Source organism: Nocardia sp. NPDC056564 (assembly GCF_042793755.1).
GTDB lineage: Bacteria > Actinomycetota > Actinomycetes > Mycobacteriales > Mycobacteriaceae > Nocardia.
Genome location: NZ_JBHTUR010000027.1, coordinates 43280 through 60748, shown reverse-complemented (window position 1 = coordinate 60748; position 17469 = coordinate 43280). Strand labels below are relative to the sequence as shown.

Sequence of the window (17469 nt, the reverse complement as noted above, 5' to 3'; positions counted from 1 at the left end):
GACGTTATATGCCTACACCCACCTCCCGGTGGCCGTTTCGGCCCGACGATCGACGATTATCACGACCGACGGAGAAAGTTGCCTCATCTTGAGATCGATCAATCCACGCCGCACCGGACGTTGGATATTCCCCAGTGCCGTAACCGCTCTCGTCCTCGCCACCCTCATCGGCCTGACGGTCACCGTCAGCCCGGTCAGCGCGGAACCGACCGCGGATGGGCTTGACGACGCCATCACCGACACCCTCGCGACGCAGCCGGCCGCGCGGACTGCGACCAGCGACAAACCCCCGGTCATCGACCGCATGCGCAGCGACGGCGAATGGGTCTTCGGCGCCGCGACCGTCCCCGAAAACAGCGAGAGCGAGGAAACGCCGAAGTCCACGCTCTATGTCGCGAAACTCGACGACGAAGGCGATTGGGACGTCGCGTTCGAAGGCACCCCCGAGTTCGGCAGCATGGTCAGCAACGCACCGGAGTCTGTGGTCAGCGGCGGCGAGAAGGCGGCACTGACTGCGCCGCAACCACGTTCGGGCAATACCGGGCTGTCGCTGCCGTGGAAGCAGGGGCAGAGCTGGTACATGGGCGGCGGACCGCACGGCATCAGCGGGGAGAGCCGGCCGTACAACTCGGTGGACTTCAACGGCGGCGACGGCCGGGTGCTGGCGCCCGCGTCCGGCCGGATCTACAAGACGTGCGTGCGCAACGGCAGCGCCGAGGTGAAGATCGTGCACAACAACGGCTTCACCACCTCCTACTACCACATGACCGACCTGATCGGCGCCGCCGACGGCACCGAGATCACGGCGGGCACATACCTGGGCCGGACTGGAACTCAGTTGCCGTGCGGTGGATTCGCCAGCGGGGCGCACGTGCACATGTCGCTCTACAAGGGCGCGCAGCCGGTGCCGGTCAACGGAGTGACCATCGGCGGCTGGACCTTCCGCGAGGGGCGGGAGGCCTACGGCGGGTACGCCGAGCACGAGGGTCAGCAGGTGCGCACCGGCGGCAGGCTGGTCAACTACGGCGGCGGGGACGATTCGAGCCCCAAGCCGACCGACCCGAAGCCGACCGACCCCACACCGACGAACCCCAAGCCGCCGACCGACCCCAAGCCGCCGACCACGACGCCGAAGCCGCCCAAGCCCAATCCGACATTGGCAAAGGGCACCGTGCGTCCCTATCCGGATCGCAATCGAAACGTCAATCTGCGCTCCGGTCCCGGCACCCGGAACCCGGTGGTCGGCACGGTACGCGACGGTGACGTACTGACCATCACCTGCACGGCGCGCGGCGACCGGCTCAGCGGGAAGTGGGGCCGCACCGACCTGTGGAACAAGCTGGACAACGGCAAGTGGATCAGCGACGGCTTCCTCGACACCGGCAGCAATGGTCCGGTGGCGCCCGCCTGCCAGGCGAACGAGACCCCGAAGCCCGACCCGCACCGGGGAACCGACGGCGACGAGCCGGACGGCGGGCAGCCCGGCGAGAGCGCCGACGAAGAACAGCAGGCCGACGAATCACCGGAAGACGAATGGACCGACGACGAATGGTCGGATGACGAATGGGGAGAGGGTGATTGGAGCTGGTGGAACTAGCGTCCGGCTGATCGGCTGACGCGATCGGTCCGGTAGCGGCGGTGGGTCGTGGGATCGCCGCCACCGGGCCGGCCGCCGGCCTAGCCGGATTCGCAATGATCTTGCCGAGGGCGTCCTTGGCGCTCGCCCGGCAGACCTGATTCGGACGAAAGCCGCTGGGAGAGGCCGGATTCGGGCATATCGGTCGACGCGTGGGGTCATGCCGAGCCGCCGTCTCGCGCATGCGAAACTCGTCGCGATGCTCACCTACTTTCAAGCGACGGTCATCGGCGTGGTGCAGGGAGTCACCGAACTGTTCCCGATCTCCAGCCTGGGACATTCCGTGTTGATCGCGGCCTGGGTCGGCGGCGACTGGCAGAAACTGGTCAACTCGGGCGAATCACCCACGGGCACACCGTATCTGGCCTTCGTGGTGGCCCTGCACGTGGCGACGGCCCTGGCGCTGCTCGGCTACTACTGGCGGACCTGGTGCAGCATCGTCGTCGGCCTCGTCACCACCCTGCGCACCGGCCGGCTCGATACCGTCGCGCAACGGCTGGCGCTGCTTATCGTGATCGCCACCATCCCCGTCGGCATCCTCGGGCCGCTGCTGGAGCATCCGCTGCACGCCCTGTTCGCCGCTCCTATCTGCGCCAGCGTCTTCCTGGTGCTGAACGGCATCGTGCTACTCATCGGCGAGGGCCTGCGCCGCCGCAACGAACCGACCCTGGCCGAATACGGCCGTCGCTTCGCCCGGCAACAAACTCGCACAACGGTTCTCACCCTGGCAGCGCCCCCACCACGCCCCTCCGACCGCAAACTCGCCGCCCTCGATATCCGCGACGCCGTCGGCATCGGCTTCGCCCAGGCCGGCGCGCTCCTCACCGGCTTCAGCCGGGCCGGCCTCACCATGGTCGGCGGCCTGTGGCGCGGCCTGGAAAACGACCACGCCGCCAAATTCGCCTTCCTCCTGGCCACCCCGGCAATCCTCGGCGCCGGCCTCCTGGAAATCCCCGAACTCGCCGGCCCCGAAACCATCGGCATCCGAGGACCAATCCTGCTCGGCGCCATAGCCTCCGGCCTCTCCTCCTGGCTAGCCGTCCGCTTCCTCGAACGCTACTTCCAAACCCGCACCCTCCTCCCCTTCGCCACCTACTGCCTACTAGCCGGCCTCCTCTCCATCGCCCACTTCAGTTAGCGGCCAGGACTGCGCCGAGGCCTGCTTGCAGATCTTTGACGAAGTAGTCGGGGAGTTCCAGTGCGGGGAAATGGCCGCCGGAATCGGGGGTGTTCCAGCGGACGATCCGGCGGTAGCGGTGCCGGGCCCAGGGGCGGGGGTATTTCTCGATGTCGCGGGGGTACATGGTGATTGCGGAGGGGACGTCGACTCGGAGGTCGGGGTCCAGGGAGTGGTGGCTTTCGTAGTAGATGCGGGCGGCGGAGGCGCCGGTGCGGGTCAGCCAGTAGAGGGTGACGTCGTCGAGGATTCGGTCCTTGGAGATCGTTTCGAAGGGGGTGTCTTCGGTGTCTGTCCATTCGGCGAACTTGTCCAGGATCCAGGCGAGCAGGCCGATCGGTGAGTCGACGAGCGCGTAGCCGATGGTCTGCGGCCGGGTCGCCTGCTGCTTCGCGTACGCGGCGCGGCGGTGCCAGAAATCGCGAGTTTCCTCGGTCCACGCGAGTTCGGTTGCCGTCAGGCCATCCGTGGTCATCCCCGGCGGTGACTGCGCGGTCGTGGTGTGGATGCCGAGAACCTGGGCCGGGAACCGGCCGCCGAGGACCGTGGTGATGACGCCGCCCCAGTCGCCGCCGTGGGCCAGGAACCTGTGGTAGCCGAGCCTTTCCATCAGTCGCACCCATGCGGCCGCGATCTTCTCGATGCCCCACCCGGTGGTGGCCGGCTTGTCGCTGTAACCGAAGCCCGGCAGCGACGGGACCACGACGTGGAACGCCGGCGCGCCCGGATCTTTCGGATCGGCCAATTCGTCTATCACGTCGATGAATTCGGCAATGCTGCCGGGCCAGCCATGGGTCAGGATCAGCGGCGTGGCATCGGCGCGCGCGGAACGGCGGTGCAGGAAGTGGATGCCCAGATCGTCGATGGTGGTCCGGAACTGACCGATTCGGTCGAGGCGGGCCTCGAACGAGCGCCAGTCGTACTCGGTGCGCCAATAGTGCACGAGATCGACGAGGTCGGCGAGCGGCACGCCCTGGTCCCATCGGCGCGGGTCGGGCGCGGCGCGATAGACCGTCTCGGCCTCCGGCAGTCGCGCGGCGGCCAGTCGCGCACGCAGATCGTCGAGGTCGGCGTCGGGCGCGTGGGCTTCGAATGCTTGCACGTCGCTGGCGGGCATGAGTCCTCCTGGTCGTCGTGGCACCGACTCTGACGCTTCGAGAACCGGCTTAGACGGTTCTAACACGGCCCGGGATCCGATGGCAACCAGCTAAGGTGGTTCCATGCGTGCTGGTTTTCCCGACTTCCGCCTCGGTAGCGTGCTGGCGACCAGCTTCACGGGAACGCTGTCGGAGCGGCACGGCACGGCCGTGGAGCGCATCCCCACGCCGCAGCGACTCATCGATTGGCTTGCGGTGAGCGGCCTCACCGTGGACTCCTGCACCGCCGCCCAGCTCGAACTCGCGCAGGAACTGAGGGAGGCGATTCACGCCGCGGCCACCGCGGCCGCGACCAGCGCCCCGCTCCCGGCCGCCGCCGTCCGGGTCATCAACGACCGCAGCATGCAGGGCCGGGCCGCGGCCGTCCTGACACCCGAGGGCAATCGCGAATGGCGGCTCAGCTCGCCTTCTCGCGTAGCGGACGCCCTTGGCGTGATCGCCGCCGACGCCATCGGCATCATCTCCGGCGAACGGGACGGAAAGCTGGCCCTCTGCGCCTCGCCGACCTGCCGAGCCGCCTTCTTCGACACCAGCCAAAGCCGCACCCGCAAATGGTGCGACATGAACACCTGCGGAAATCGCCAGAAGAAGGCACGCTTCAACGCCAATCAGCGCAAAGCCTCCGAATCGGCAAAGTGACTATCGCGCCCAGCGCACTGGGCCAAACTCCCTACCAGCCGTAAACCGAGAAGGGTGTCCCGTCCGCTATGTGGCCCATTGCCGTGCCGCCGCCGGCCGAACAGGACTTGACCGTCGTCGTGTAGCAGGAGGTGCACATCGCCGGTCACCTTGTGCCGCTGGGTATCCGCACTAGACGATTCGGCCATGCGTCGAGAATGCCTTGCGTACCCGGGGGCGTTAGCGGCGGACCTTGAACTTCAGGTGCAGCACCCCTTCACCCTGGATGACCACGTGCGGATCCGCCAGCCGATGCTGTCCATCGATGCTACCGAAAAACCTTTTGCCCGAACCGAATACGACCGGCACGAGGTCCATCGCCACCTCGTCCACGAGACCTGCCGCGAGGATCTGGCCGCCTACTTCGCCGGCGTTCACGGCGACGGTGCGATCGCCGGCGAGCTCCTGAGCCTTAGCGACCGCGGCCGTCACGTCGTCGACGAAATGGTAGGACGCCTCGGGATGCCAGCCTTCGGGCTTGGGGCGGTGGGACACCACGACGACGTGATCACCCGCGGGCGGGCGCCCCTCCCAGCCGTTCACGAGATCGAAGAGGTTGCGGCCCATGATGATTGTGCCGATGCTCGCCCATATCGATCCGACATACTCCGCCGAAACGCGCGAGACCTTGATCCGGTTGCCGGTTCCGGAATGGTCGTACCCCGGGTCGTCTTCATCGATGTCGGTGAGCGGGGTGTCCCCGTTGAAGTACCACTCGTGCAGCGGCCCGACGTCGTCGTTCTCATCGGCGATGAAGCCGTCCACCGACGCCACATTGTGCATGATCACTGTTCCCACCGGTTCTCCTCGGGTCTCTCGGGTATTCGCTTCCGATCTTGTCGTCCCGCGCACAGGCGGGTCTTGTAAAAAATCAATCAGCGGGCATCGGACCGTTGTCCGGCGGAAACCCCTGGTCAGCGGGGAATCGGCGGCGCAGGGCCAGGTAATCCGTCGGAGTGCGGCCGGTGAAGTCCTTGAACTCCCGACTGAAGTGGGCCTGGTCGAAGTAGCCCACGGTGTGGGCGAGCGCCGACCAGTCGACCGGACGGCGGACGTCCACGGACAAGATCAGCCGCGCGAACCGGTAGATCCGCGCAACCTGCTTCGGCGTGACTCCGACATGCGACTTGAACTGTGTAGCAAGGTGATTGCCACTCACCCCGGCGGCATCCGACAGCGCGCCGACCGAGATCCCACCGCACGAACTCGCCAGGCGCCCGCCGACCTGCTGGACCAGTTCGAGCCCGCGCGACGGCCCCTCCGCCAGCCGCGCGCGCAGTTCCGCTTCGACCGCCCGCAGCGTCTCGGCGGGCGACGCGAGATCACCGATCTGGTTGCGGATCCGCTCCACCGATCGCTGCCAGACACCGTCGACCGGCACCCATCGATCGCGCAACTCACACACCGGCAGGTCGACGAACGGCGAAATCCCCCACGGCTTGAAGTGCACCCCGACCAGCCGCACCCGCTCGGGGTATTCGAACAGGAACCGCCTGGTCCACACGCCCATGAACCATCCGTCCGCGAATACCGCCGACGGCACTGAGGCATCGGAATCCCACAGCCGGGCGGGGTCGCCCAGGTTGATGAACAGGTGCGCGGACGGCATCGGCGGGACGACCATCCGGCGATGGCTCGGCACCCCGGTCAAACAGTAGATATCGTCGATGAACCGGTCCAGCGGCGGGCCGGGCACCAGGCCGACGTAGTGCATGGACTCAGTCTGCCCACCGATTCGATCGCTGACATCGGTAGACACGGAAGCCGCCCTAGGTATATCGCGGGCAGGCGGCCGCTTGCTCGCCGTCGGCCAACCGAGCGGTGTGAAAGGCTTCCTTCGGCTGGTCGGCGAAATGGAGGTACCGATGACCGCAGCGGGACCGACAATGCAGTCCGCGGCCGGAACCCGGCTCAACAAGAAGGGCAGGGAGACCCGCCAGCGGCTGCTCGACGTCGCCATCACCTGTCTCGCGGAGGGGTCCGGCGAACCGTTGTCGGCGAACCGGGTGGCCCGGGCGGCGGGGGTCAGCTGGGGAACGCTGAAGCATCAGTTCGGTGACCTGGACGGATTGTGGGCCGCGGTGCTGATCGAGCTGACCGATCGCAGCGGCGCGAGCAGTCCGGAGACCTGGCCGCGGTTCAGCGGTTCGATCCAGCAGCGGGTGGGCGAAATGGTGAATGCCATCTGGACCATCCTGGGTGCGCCCGAGGGACGCGCGGTGGAGACCCTGCGCGCCGGACTGCCCACGGATCAGACCGAACGGCTCGCCCACTTCCCCCAGACCTCAGCGGCCATGGCCGGATATGAGGACGCGTGGCTCAGAGCCTTCGAGCACTCCCTGGCCGACCTGCCGCTCGATCCGCAGAAGGTGCATCGGATCCGCTGCCTGATCCCGCCCGCGATTCGTGGCATCAATAACGAGCGCAGGCTGACCTCCCCGGCCGATGTAGCGAGCGCACTGCGCGGACTGGTCGAGGCGACCACGGCCTACCTGGAGTAACTCCCATTCATTGAGAACCCTTGTTGACAATTGCGCGGCGGCGGCCGATGGTTATCCGCAGTTTTCGCCCAGCTGTCAGGAGTGATCGATGTCTCAACCGCGAGCCGAAAAGGGAATGCGGCTGCAACGCAGCAGCCGCGACACCAGCACGCTGATCCCACACCTCACCGAATGGCTGAGCACGCAGCTCCCGGCGGCGGCCGAGCCGAGCATCACCTTGCGGTCCGGCATCGACAGCAACGGCATGTCGGCGGAAACCATGGTGTTGCAGGTGAATTGGACCGAGGCCGAGTCCGCGCAGTCCGCCGATTTGATCGCCCGCATGGTGCCTGCGCCCGGCGACTTCCCCGTCCTGGAGGACTACAACCTGCCGGATCAGTTCGACGCCATGCGCATCGTGGCCGAATCGAGCGAGGTCCCCGTCCCGCGGGTGCGGTTCATCGAGCCGACCGGCGACGTGCTCGGCACGCCGTTTCTGCTGATGGACCGCGTCGACGGCCTGGTACCGCCGGACGTCATGCCCTACACCTTCGGCGACAATTGGCTCTTCGACGCGACTCCCGAACAGCAGAACCGATTGCAGCACAGCACGATCGAGGCCGTCGCCAAGCTGCACGCCATTCCGGACGCGGCCACCACCTTCGCCTTCCTCGACCCGCGCCAGCCCGGCGCCGATCCACTCGAACGAACCCTTCACCGCGCCGAGCGGTGGTACGAATTCGCCGCCCGCGACAGCGGAAGGTCGCCGCTGGTCGAGCGAATCCTGGTGTGGCTCAAGGCGAATCTGCCTGCCACCGCGTCCGGTGAGACCGTGCTGTCCTGGGGCGACGCCCGCATCGGCAATTGCATGTACCGGGACTTCAGGCCGGTCGCGGTGCTCGACTGGGAGCTGGCCACGATCGGCCCCCGCGAACTCGACCTGGCCTGGCTGATCTTCGCGCACCGCGTTTTCCAGACCATCGCCAATACCTATGGCCTGCCCGGGATGCCGGAGTTCCTGCGCGCGGAGGACGTCGCGGCGGCCTACCGCGAGTACTCGGGCGTGCGGGTCGGCGATCTCACCTGGTACACGCTGTATGCCGCCCTCAACTACTGCGTCGTCTTCATGCGGTCCGGCGGGCGTCAGGTTCATTTCGGCGAGATGGCCCGGCCCGACGACATCGAGATCCTCTTCCACCACAAGTCGCTCGTCGAAGAACTGCTCGCCGATCTCGGCGCCTGACCATAGTCTCGAAAACTACCTGGGGAGAACCACTCTCGTGATCGAACAGCTCAATGAACTGGCCTACTACTGCGTCACCCGGCACCCCGCCGACGCCAGGGTGCTCTTCCCGGAGGCACGCACCGCGGAGGAGATCGGCCTCGGATCGTGCATGATCGGCGAGCGCATGACCGTCAAGGATTCCGCCGTGCTCTCCGGTGGAATTGCCGGGTGCACAACCACTTTGGGGGTCGCGGCGGCGGCGACGAATCACCACACCCGGCACCCGATGGTCACCGCGACCATGGGCTCGACGATGCAGGCACTGACCGAGGGCCGGTACGCGATGGCATTCGGCCGCGGGATGGCGGCGAATTGGAAGGCGATCGGACTGCCCGCGGTCACCGCGGCCCAACTCCGGGACTTCGTCGATATCCTGCGGCGACTATGGGCCGGGGAAACCCTGATCGACCGCAAAGGTCCGGCAGGTTCGTGGCCGGTCCTGTACCACCAGAACGGGTTGGCGGACGCGCCGCCGATCGGCTTCGTCGCGGTCGGCCCGAAGACCCTCGAACTCGCCGGTGAGATCGGCGATTTCGTCATCCTGCACACCTTCTTCTCCGAGGAAGCCACCGCGAACTCCGTCGCGGCGGTGCGCCGCGGCGCCGAACGCGCAGGCAAGGATCCCGACAGCGTCCGAATCTGGTCGTGCCTGGCCACCGCGAGTGACGCACTCTCCGAAGAGGATCGGCTGCGCCGCCGGACCGGTCGCCTGGTGACCTATCTCCAGGCCTACGCCGACGTCCTCATCTCCGCCAACGGCTGGGACCCTCAGGTCTGGGAGCGGATCCGCACCACCCAGCTCTTCCTCGACGCCGCCGCGGCCGGGCCGATCGATGCGTCCGCGTCCGTCGAGGTCCTCGAACAGTTCGACGCCCTCATCCCCGACGAATGGCTCAGCGCCGCCGCCTACGGCACCCCGGAACAGTGCGTACAGAAGATCTCCCGGGAGTACGACCTCGGCTGCCACTCCGTGATCATGCACGGGGCGAGCCCGCACGAATTGGCGTCGGTGGTCGAGGCTTATCGAGCGAATCGCCCGGCACTGCGCCGAAAGGTGGCGGCGAATCCAGGAAAGTTCCTCTGACGCGCCCGGCGTGCATGTTCCATCCGGTTGGCGCGTCTGTTCAAGTGTGGTCCGGAGTCGCTTCCCTATGGTCACTTCATGAATTCGATCAGCAACCCCGGGTTTCCGGTCCAGTGCGATATTCGGGTGCGGCAGGGCGATCTCGGTCGGGACGGGGCCGCGAGCACGGTCGGGATGGCTCGCTGGCTGGAGGACGCTCGGATACGGGTGCGGATGTCCAGGTTCGAACGGCTCGTCGACGCCGGTGGGTTCGGGGCCTATCAGATTATTTTCGTCAGCCAGCAGATCGAGCGGCTGGCGCCCGTCCATGGGACTCACGCCGAGGTGCAGGTGCACACCGGTATTCGGCGGATCGGCAGGTCCTCGTTCACCTACGAGCAGGCGGTGTTCGCCCCAGGGCGGCAGGTGGGTCGTGGCGGAGCCACGGTGCTGCACCTCGGCCCGGCGGGGCCGGTCGCGCTGCCGGAGGAGTTGATCGCGGATCTCACCGAGCTGTCCATACCGGATTCGAGCGGGTCGACGGCGGATCGCCCCGGCGCCGAACGTCAAAAGCGAGACCACTACGGGTTTTTCGCTCCGCTGCGGGCGCGGATCGGCGATGTCGACATCAATCAGCACGTCAATTATCTGGCGCTCGCCACCTGGTATGACGAGGCTGTCGCGACGTTCGCGGCCGCGGCAGCGGACGCGGAGGCGCTGGTGCCGGATCTGGCGCCGTCGTCGTATCGGATCGACTACCTCGGCGAGGTCACTTATCCCGGTGACTACGAGATCGGCGTTCTCGTCACCGCTTTCGACGCGGCCGCGGTGCACTACGAACTCGGGATCTTCTCCGGCAGCGCCTGTTTGGGCATCGCCGATGCGGTCGGAGCGCGCGGACCGTTGTCCGCCAGGGCTTTAGGGCCCGGTGGCCCGCGCTGACCTGGCGTACTCGACGGGCGTCCGACCGTAGCGTTTCTTGAAGGCGCGGATGAAATGGCTGCTGTCGGAGAACTGCCAGTACGCGGCCAGTTCGGTGACGCTCGGCGGACGGGCCTGGGCGAGGGCCGCCCTGGCCTCCTCCAGCCTGCGGTGGCGGATGTAGCCGGTCACCGACTCACCCGCCTGGGTGAACGCTCGTTGCAGGGTGCGCACGGAGACGTGGAGTTCCCGGGCGAGCAGCGCCGGGGACAGCTCGGGATCGGCGAGCCTGCGGTCCGCCGCCGCCTTCGCCGCGTGGACGAGCGCAGGTCTCAGCTCGGGTTCGGCGGCGTCGAAGCGGCCCGTCACCACGGCCTTGGCCAGCTCGAGCAGGGCGCCGTGCGCGGCGTGCACACCGGCCGGGCCGAGGTCGGTCACCGTCGCGTGGACCATGTTCGTATGGGCCAGCAGCAGGCGCATCTCGGCGGAGTCCGCCGACTCGGTGACGCTGCGGTTGCGCAGCCGGGGATCGAACGCGGCGGCGGGCAGCGTCAAGATCTGCACCGTGGTGTGCGGCGACGCGCCGAAATGCAACGGCGGCCCGTGCCGTAGCAGGAACTGCCCGGCGCGCACCGTATGTTCGCCTCGACCGGCCACGCCGCCCAGCGACCAGAGGCCGCGCCGCACCACATACATCCGCACCTGGTCCGCGTAGCCGTACGGGGTGCCTGCCGTCCGGATGACCGACGCGCTGTCGAGATCGGTGATCGCCACGTCGCGCAGCTTCGCCACGCGGCTGCGAACCCGGAAGTCGCCGGTGGTGGCCTGGCTGAAGGTCGGCAGCGGAAAGGCCGCGCCGACCTGCGTCTGCCATCCATGGCGGAAGGTATCGAACCCGTGTGAGACGGCGCCCGCGACGGTGGAGTCCAGGGAGAACCCTCCGCGCGTGCCGGCGATCACTGCTCCCATGCTGTCCATCACCTGGCGCTCCATTCCGGTCCCTGTTCGGAGCCTATTTTCGCGCTCGCTCCAGTTCAAGCTCGGCCGTCTACGGCACAGTTCGCGAGTTGTCCGCCGTGGTGGCGGCCATGGCGCGAACGTTCCATTCACCTGGCGCAGCGGTGCAAGCGTGCGCGGTATCGACATCCATAGGCTTCGACGTGCCCGTTCAGGTCCGCTCCCGAGCCAACTGGCCTGTGATGCAGAGGAATTCGGGCAATGGAGGAGGCAGCACATGGAACCCGAACCCATCGTTGTGGACACTGCCGGTGTCGACATCCAAGGCGAGTCGGCCCGGATCCGCCGCAACGGGCCGATCACCAGGGTGCTGCTACCCGGCGATGTTCCCGCCTGGTCGGTGACCGACGCGGCCGTACTCCGCCGCCTGCTGACCGATCCCCGGGTATCCAAGGACGCGCGGCAGCACTGGACCGCGTTCAGCGCGGGCGAGATCCCGGCGGAGTGGCCGTTGCGCTCATGGGTCGGCGTCGACAATATGTTCACCGCCTACGGGGGTGAACACCGGCGACTGCGGAAGCTGGTCGCCCCGGCGTTCACCCACCGCCGCACGATGGCGATGCGTCCACGGATCGAGGCGATCACCGCAGGCCTGCTCGACCAGCTGTGCGCGACCCGGCCCGGCGCGGTGGTCGACCTGCGGCAGCGGTTCGCCTACCCGGTGCCGATTCGCGTCATCTGCGAATTGATCGGCGTGCCAGAGCATTTGGCCGCCCCGCTGCACTTCTGCGTGGACAGGTTCTTCGACACCTCGGACACTCGCAAGGATCCACCGGCCGACTACCTCGAAATGTACGGTCTGGTAGGCGAACTCGTCGACTATCGCAGAGCCGAGCCCGGCGACGACATCACCAGTCTGCTGACCGCCACCTACGACGACGACGGCACCCGGTTGACCGAGAAGGAACTGGTCGACACCCTCATGCTGATCATCAGCGCCGGGCACGAGACCACGGTAAACCTGCTCGACCAAGCGATTTTCGCGCTGCTGACCCACCCGCGGCAGCGGGCCGATGTGCTCGCGGGAAGGGCGAGTTGGGCCGCCGTGGTGGAGGAGGCATTGCGGTACCAGGCGCCGCTCGCGCACCTGCCGCTCCGGTTCGCGGTCGAGGATCTCGACGTCGACGGCGTCCGAATCGCGCAGGGCGAGGCGATTCTCGCGTCCTACGCCGCGGCCGGCCGTGACCCGAAGGTGCACGGGCCCACCGCCGACGAGTTCGACGTGCATCGCGGCACGGCGGGCGGGCATCTGGCGTTCGGGCACGGTGTGCACCATTGCCTCGGCGCGCCGCTGGCCCGGCTCGAGGCGCAGGTCGCGTTGCCCGCGCTGTTCGCCCGGTTCCCCGAGCTCAGCCTGGCCGCCGATCCGACCGAGTTGGCGCCCGTGCGCAGCTTCATCTCCAACGGGCATGCGCGGCTGCCGGTCCGCCTGACCGGCTAGTCACGCGGCGTGAGGTTCACCCGGATGTCGTCGGCCGCCCACAGGACGAAGCGCTCGACCGGAATCACCGCATGGTCGGCGGCGAGTTCGAAGCGGAACCGCCGCACCAGGACCGCGAGCATCAGTTCCGCTTCGACCATGGCCAGCGCGGCTCCTTCGCAGCTGCGCGGGCCGAAGCCGAAGGGGATGTAGGCGAGCCTGGGCCGTGCGGCCGTCTCCGCCGCGGTGAACCGCTCCGGGTCGAAAACCGCTGGCTCCGGCCAGTATTCGGCGTTCATATGCACGGCCCAGATCGGATAGAAGATCGTGGTGCCTGCGGAGACCGGATAGTCGCCGACGCGCAGGTCCTCGGTGGCTTCCCGGGCGCCGTAGGGACCGGGCGGGTAGAGCCGCATCGATTCCTTCAGCGCCATGGTCAGGTAGGTCAGGTTTCTCAGATCCGCGTAGTCCGGGACGGCACGGGCGCCGAGGACTCTGTCGAGTTCTTCGGCGATCCGGTCGGCCACGTCCGGATGCTGCGCGAGCAGGTACAGGGTCCAGGAGACGGCGACGCCCGTGGTGTGGTGGGCGGCCAGCATGGTCATCAGCACGGTGTCGCGGATCCGCGCCGCGGGTTGTCCCGCGGCGGCCAACGCGGCGATCAGGTCGCTGCCGTCGCTTCGCCGCGCGTCGTCGCGGTGCGCGGTCAGTACGTCGTCCACCGTCGACCGCAGATAGGCCAGGGCATGTCGCGCGCGATCGGTGCGCTCCGCTTCGGCGCCCGGCATCTCGGCCTGATACAGCCGGGCCAGCTGCTCGGACAGCACGTCCTCGAACGCCGATACGATCCGGTCGGCCTGCTCCGGCGTGTCCGCTCCACCGCCGAGTGCGTAGGCGCAGATCATGCGCAGGGATAGTGCACTGAGGTTCTGCTGCAAGGCAATTGGGCCCGGTGCCGCCGCCCACCGATCGGCCAGTTCACCGACCAGGGTCACGAACTGCCCGAAATGTGCCTCGTGTGAGGGACGCCCGGCCAGCACCGACAGCAACACTCGCCGCCACGGCGTGTGCTCAGCCGCGGCGAGGGTCTGCAGGTTGTCCGATTCCTGCAGTGGCGCAAGGAATTCGAACAGTTTCGCCGGCCGCTTGTCGATCGTGGCGGTGGCTTCCAGCAACACCGGGTCGGCGACCGACACCGCGGTCTCCGCACCAGGAAGCCGGAACCGAACGACCGGGCCGTACTCCTCGTGCAGCTTCAGCTGATAGTTGTGCAGGCCGCCTGCGGCGACGATCTCGGCGAGACCGTCCCCCGCGCAAGGCGGTCCGGGGATCGAGGTGGACTTACCGTCGTCTGGTTTCACGACATCCCTCCATGACCATCATCCCGTGCGCGACAGTGGTTCCCGAAGCCGACGTTACCCAGACATCGCCCCGTCCTGTGCGGTTCCCGCTGAATTCAATAAATATATTGAGGAACAACAAGTTTCGGGTTATTGCTGGTCAACGCCGCCAGAACAGATGATGCGTCACCCCGCTCGGGCTCGGGACCTTCTCCAGATGGAAACGGTCCGTGAGTTCGTCCGGGCCGGTCCACAGCCTTTCCCCGCTGCCGAGTTCGACCGGGGCGATCGCGATGTGCAGCTGATCGATCAGATCCGCGTCGAGGAAGGCTCGGACGGTGGCGACTCCACCGCCGATTCGCACATCCTTACCCTCGGCTGCCTCGAACGCCCGAGCCAACGCCTCCTTCGGCGATGCGTCGAGGGTTCTCCCACGGCCCACGCTGCGGTCCGAACTTGTTGCGTCCCATGATTTCCGCACCGATATTGTTCCGGAAATCACGGGTGAAGTAGTCGTCGAGGCCGTAGCTGCCACCCGGGTCGGTCCGGTTGGGCCAGTGCGCCGTGGGGCCACACCACGCGAACAGTGCGCTTGCGTCCGCGTCGCCGAATGGACGCTGCAGCGTCTGCCCGTTACCGGCGCCGTAGCCGTCGCTGGAGATGTTGAAGTTCTGCACTCGAACACATTGCGCCACCGCGAGCACAGGCCCGCCACCTACGATGGCGGCATGGGGTTGGATGCTTTTGTGCGGTGCCGGTGCTGGCAGGACGGCCGCACCACGCCCGCGCCGGTCCCGGCGGACCTGATCGTCGAAGACGGCGAGGGGTACCTGACGTTCTCGATGCCCTACGAGGGGCACGAGGATCAGCATCGCAGTGTCGACGGCTGGATTCGCAACGGCGCGTGTCCGCACAAGCACATGGACCTCGTGTCCGTACGGATCGCGAACTGGTCCGGCTATCGGCTGTTCCAATCGGCCCTGGCGGCGGCCGGAACGGCCGGCTTCCCGACCCTCTCCGCGGAACTCCCCAACAACAACGGTGGCATGCTGTCGCCGACGTCGGCCGCGACCGCGCTCATCGAAATCGACCTGTTCCGAACACAATCCGAAGTCGGCACGGCGACCGATCTGGTCGACGCCTCGACCGGTGAAACGCTGATCACCGGCGTACCGTCCTACGACGGCGTCTTCATCTGGGATGGCCGGACCAAACACAACTTCGCCCTCGACCCCGACGCAGGCCTCACGATCACCGACACCTCCACCGACCCCGAATCGGAGATCTTCCGCGCACGCCATTTCACCCAGAAACAATCATGGCAAGGCGGAACCTGGTTCACCGACCTCGACACCGGACAGCGAACAAGGATTCGGGCGCGCGCACCGATCAACCCGAAGAAATCCCCGACCTATCCGCGCCGGCTGCGTGTGCGGATAACACCGGTCGCCCCGGATCATTTCGACTACATCCTCAACCCGTTGACCCGAGTACTGCAAGCCTCCGTCGACACCGGCAACCCGGTCGTGTGGTGCTGACCGGAACGCCGCCGGACGACAGCGGCTTCCGACGATCGGCCCAGCCGGTTCCCGATCCGCCGAATCACGGATCCGGGACGACCGCGAGGAATTGCCAAGCACGCGTTGCGGCTTGGAGGTTGAACCGGATGTTTATATCGCGTAAGTCGAAGCCGGTGAGTTCGCGGATCCGCCCGAGGCGATAGCGCAGGGTGCTCCGATGGATGTGCAGCACGGCGGCGGAATCGTCGTAGTTGCCACCGCATTCGAGATACTGGGCCAGGGTGTACACGAGGTCGGAGTGCCGGTTGTCGTCGTAGTCCAGGAGCGTGCCGAGCCATTCGCGCACGAAGTCCTCCACCTGGCCCTGGGTGTGCGCCGCGTCGACCAGCCGATAGAAACCGAGTTCGTCGAATGCCGTCGCGCCGTCCGGGATACGCGATCGTAGCCGGATGTGCACGGCCCGGTGTGCGTCGGCGAAGTGCCGGGCGAGATCGCTCGGTTGCTCGCACCGGCCGCTGACGCCGATCGTTATCGAGGTCGTGTCGACACCCTCGTGGAGTGCGTGGTGGAGCGCGGCCGGGTCCGGTCGCCGGTCGGTGACGAGCACGATCATGCCGCGATGGCGACCCTGGATGCATTGCAGGCCCTGAGCCGACAAGGCGCGGCTCGCCACCTCGGCGATCGCCTCGAGCCGACTCGGGCTGTGCACCAAGACCACATAGTGCGTTCCGCGCAGGTCGAGTCCCAAAGCTTCCGCGCGGGCGTAGGCGCTGTCGTTGTCGGTGCCGGAGGCCATATCGTCGACGAGATCGCGGCGCAACCGCAGCTCGACCTCGGCGAGATTGCGTTGATGTGCGAGTTCGAGGGCGAGCATGGTGCTGCCGAACGCCAGCGCGAACAGCTGAGGCTCGGCCACCCGATCGTCCGGATCGATCAATGCCAGGGTGCCGAGAACCTCGGCCCGCGGCTTCACCAACATGATCACCCGATCGTGGATCCGAAGCGGCGCATTGTGCGTGGCGAGCCGGCGCAATAGTCGATCACGTTGCTCCGGTGCGGTTTTGGGATACGGCTCCGGTCGGCCGGGTCCCGACCAGGCACGCAGATTGCCGAAGGGGTCCTCGACCGCGACCGGCAAATCGGTCAGCTGGGCGATGGCGTCGGCGATACCCTGTTCGCCCTGTCCGTAGGCGGCGGCTCCGGAGAGCACCTCGAGTGCTCGGGTCTGCCGTTCGAGACGCAGGATGGTGGCGGCCAGATGTTCGTTGATCTCGGTGAGTTCGGTCGCGTGCACGGCGGCGCGTTCGTGGGTGGCCGCATTGGCCAACGCCGCACCGGTGATCTGCGCCAGCACTTCCAGCAGGAGGATCTCCTTCGGCCGCGGTGCGCGATCGGAGCCGACAATCAGCGAACCGCTGATGCCGGACAGACTGCCCAGCACAAAGGCCCAGCCCCATTTCTCGTCGGTCACGACAACGCTGCCCGCGCCGTCTTGGGCGCTGACCTGCGCGTCCAGACCGGGCTGTGCAAGTAGCCCGTCCGGGTGCCGCTGGAATTCGCCGTCCACCCGACGGTAGCTCGCCAGCGTGTGACACGAGCTGAGGGACGGCACGGCCGCACCCGCCATACGCAATATCTCCACGACTTCGTGCTCGTTCGACAGCGCCGCGGACAACGCGCACAGCGCGCGCAGCGACACCAGCTGAGCATCTGCCGAATCGTCGACGGTGGGATTACTCAATCGCGGCTGCTTCATAAGAAAGGCGCCTGACCTG

15 protein-coding genes and 1 pseudogene are annotated in these 17469 nt (G+C 67.2%); 9 read left to right on the top strand and 7 right to left on the bottom strand.

Annotated features, from left to right (window positions below):
• Positions 1-88 precede the first annotated feature (88 nt).
• Both ACFQ9K_RS40740 and ACFQ9K_RS40735 read left to right on the top strand, forming a co-directional pair.
• A complete protein-coding gene (locus tag ACFQ9K_RS40740; RefSeq protein WP_378715953.1) occupies positions 89-1597 on the top strand; it encodes a peptidoglycan DD-metalloendopeptidase family protein in 1509 nt (502 codons plus the stop codon).
• Positions 1598-1796: 199 nt separating this feature from the next.
• Complete coding sequence (locus tag ACFQ9K_RS40735) at positions 1797-2774, top strand: undecaprenyl-diphosphate phosphatase (RefSeq protein WP_378715950.1); 978 nt, start codon at positions 1797-1799, stop codon at positions 2772-2774.
• Here ACFQ9K_RS40735 and ACFQ9K_RS40730 read toward each other — a convergent pair.
• The gene (locus ACFQ9K_RS40730) at positions 2767-3930 is read right to left on the bottom strand and encodes an epoxide hydrolase family protein (protein WP_378715948.1); all 1164 of its coding nucleotides are present in this window, start codon (positions 3928-3930) and stop codon (positions 2767-2769) included. The genes ACFQ9K_RS40735 and ACFQ9K_RS40730 overlap by 8 nt on opposite strands.
• A gap of 103 nt (positions 3931-4033) precedes the next feature.
• Here ACFQ9K_RS40730 and ACFQ9K_RS40725 point away from each other — a divergent pair, with 103 nt between their 5' ends.
• On the top strand, positions 4034-4609 hold the full coding sequence (locus tag ACFQ9K_RS40725; RefSeq protein ID WP_378715946.1) for a CGNR zinc finger domain-containing protein: 576 nt from the start codon (positions 4034-4036) through the stop codon (positions 4607-4609).
• 219 nt (positions 4610-4828) lie between these two features.
• Here the strand turns inward: ACFQ9K_RS40725 and ACFQ9K_RS40720 are convergent, their stop codons facing one another.
• Positions 4829-5446 carry a dihydrofolate reductase family protein gene (locus ACFQ9K_RS40720; RefSeq protein ID WP_378715945.1) on the bottom strand — a complete coding sequence of 206 codons (618 nt, stop codon included), beginning with the start codon at positions 5444-5446 and terminating at the stop codon, positions 4829-4831.
• Positions 5447-5519: 73 nt separating this feature from the next.
• Entirely contained in the window at positions 5520-6362 is an 843-nt protein-coding gene (locus ACFQ9K_RS40715) for a helix-turn-helix domain-containing protein (RefSeq protein WP_378715943.1), read from the bottom strand.
• Positions 6363-6513: 151 nt separating this feature from the next.
• Between ACFQ9K_RS40715 and ACFQ9K_RS40710 the strand changes: the two genes are divergently transcribed.
• The 4 genes from ACFQ9K_RS40710 (at position 6514) to ACFQ9K_RS40695 (ending at position 10418) form a co-directional block, all read left to right on the top strand.
• The gene (locus tag ACFQ9K_RS40710) at positions 6514-7149 is read left to right on the top strand and encodes a TetR/AcrR family transcriptional regulator (RefSeq protein WP_378715940.1); all 636 of its coding nucleotides are present in this window, start codon (positions 6514-6516) and stop codon (positions 7147-7149) included.
• 88 nt (positions 7150-7237) lie between these two features.
• Entirely contained in the window at positions 7238-8371 is a 1134-nt protein-coding gene (locus ACFQ9K_RS40705; protein ID WP_378715939.1) for a phosphotransferase family protein, read from the top strand.
• Positions 8372-8411: 40 nt separating this feature from the next.
• A complete protein-coding gene (locus ACFQ9K_RS40700; protein ID WP_378716027.1) occupies positions 8412-9497 on the top strand; it encodes a TIGR03857 family LLM class F420-dependent oxidoreductase in 1086 nt (361 codons plus the stop codon).
• A 78-nt stretch (positions 9498-9575) separates the two neighbouring features.
• Positions 9576-10418, top strand: coding sequence for a hypothetical protein (locus ACFQ9K_RS40695; RefSeq protein ID WP_378715937.1), 843 nt, complete (start codon positions 9576-9578; stop codon positions 10416-10418).
• Here ACFQ9K_RS40695 and ACFQ9K_RS40690 read toward each other — a convergent pair.
• The gene (locus ACFQ9K_RS40690) at positions 10395-11366 is read right to left on the bottom strand and encodes a helix-turn-helix domain-containing protein (RefSeq protein ID WP_378715934.1); all 972 of its coding nucleotides are present in this window, start codon (positions 11364-11366) and stop codon (positions 10395-10397) included. The two genes, ACFQ9K_RS40695 and ACFQ9K_RS40690, sit on opposite strands and share 24 nt — an antisense overlap.
• 265 nt (positions 11367-11631) lie before the next feature.
• Here ACFQ9K_RS40690 and ACFQ9K_RS40685 point away from each other — a divergent pair, with 265 nt between their 5' ends.
• Entirely contained in the window at positions 11632-12855 is a 1224-nt protein-coding gene (locus ACFQ9K_RS40685) for a cytochrome P450 (protein WP_378715932.1), read from the top strand.
• Here the strand turns inward: ACFQ9K_RS40685 and ACFQ9K_RS40680 are convergent.
• Together ACFQ9K_RS40680 and ACFQ9K_RS40675 are read right to left on the bottom strand one after the other, a co-directional pair.
• Entirely contained in the window at positions 12852-14195 is a 1344-nt protein-coding gene (locus ACFQ9K_RS40680; RefSeq protein ID WP_378715930.1) for a cytochrome P450, read from the bottom strand. The two genes, ACFQ9K_RS40685 and ACFQ9K_RS40680, sit on opposite strands and share 4 nt — an antisense overlap.
• A 139-nt stretch (positions 14196-14334) precedes the next feature.
• Positions 14335-14869 (bottom strand): annotated as a pseudogene (locus tag ACFQ9K_RS40675) (dihydrofolate reductase family protein).
• Positions 14870-14902: 33 nt separating this feature from the next.
• On the opposite strand from ACFQ9K_RS40675, the gene ACFQ9K_RS40670 reads away from it, so the two are divergent.
• Positions 14903-15712: a hypothetical protein gene (locus tag ACFQ9K_RS40670; RefSeq protein WP_378715927.1), complete on the top strand. Its 810-nt coding sequence runs from the start codon at positions 14903-14905 to the stop codon at positions 15710-15712.
• A gap of 64 nt (positions 15713-15776) precedes the next feature.
• Here the strand turns inward: ACFQ9K_RS40670 and ACFQ9K_RS40665 are convergent, their stop codons facing one another.
• Positions 15777-17435, bottom strand: coding sequence for a PucR family transcriptional regulator (locus ACFQ9K_RS40665; RefSeq protein ID WP_378715925.1), 1659 nt, complete (start codon positions 17433-17435; stop codon positions 15777-15779).
• Positions 17436-17469: the final 34 nt, after the last annotated feature.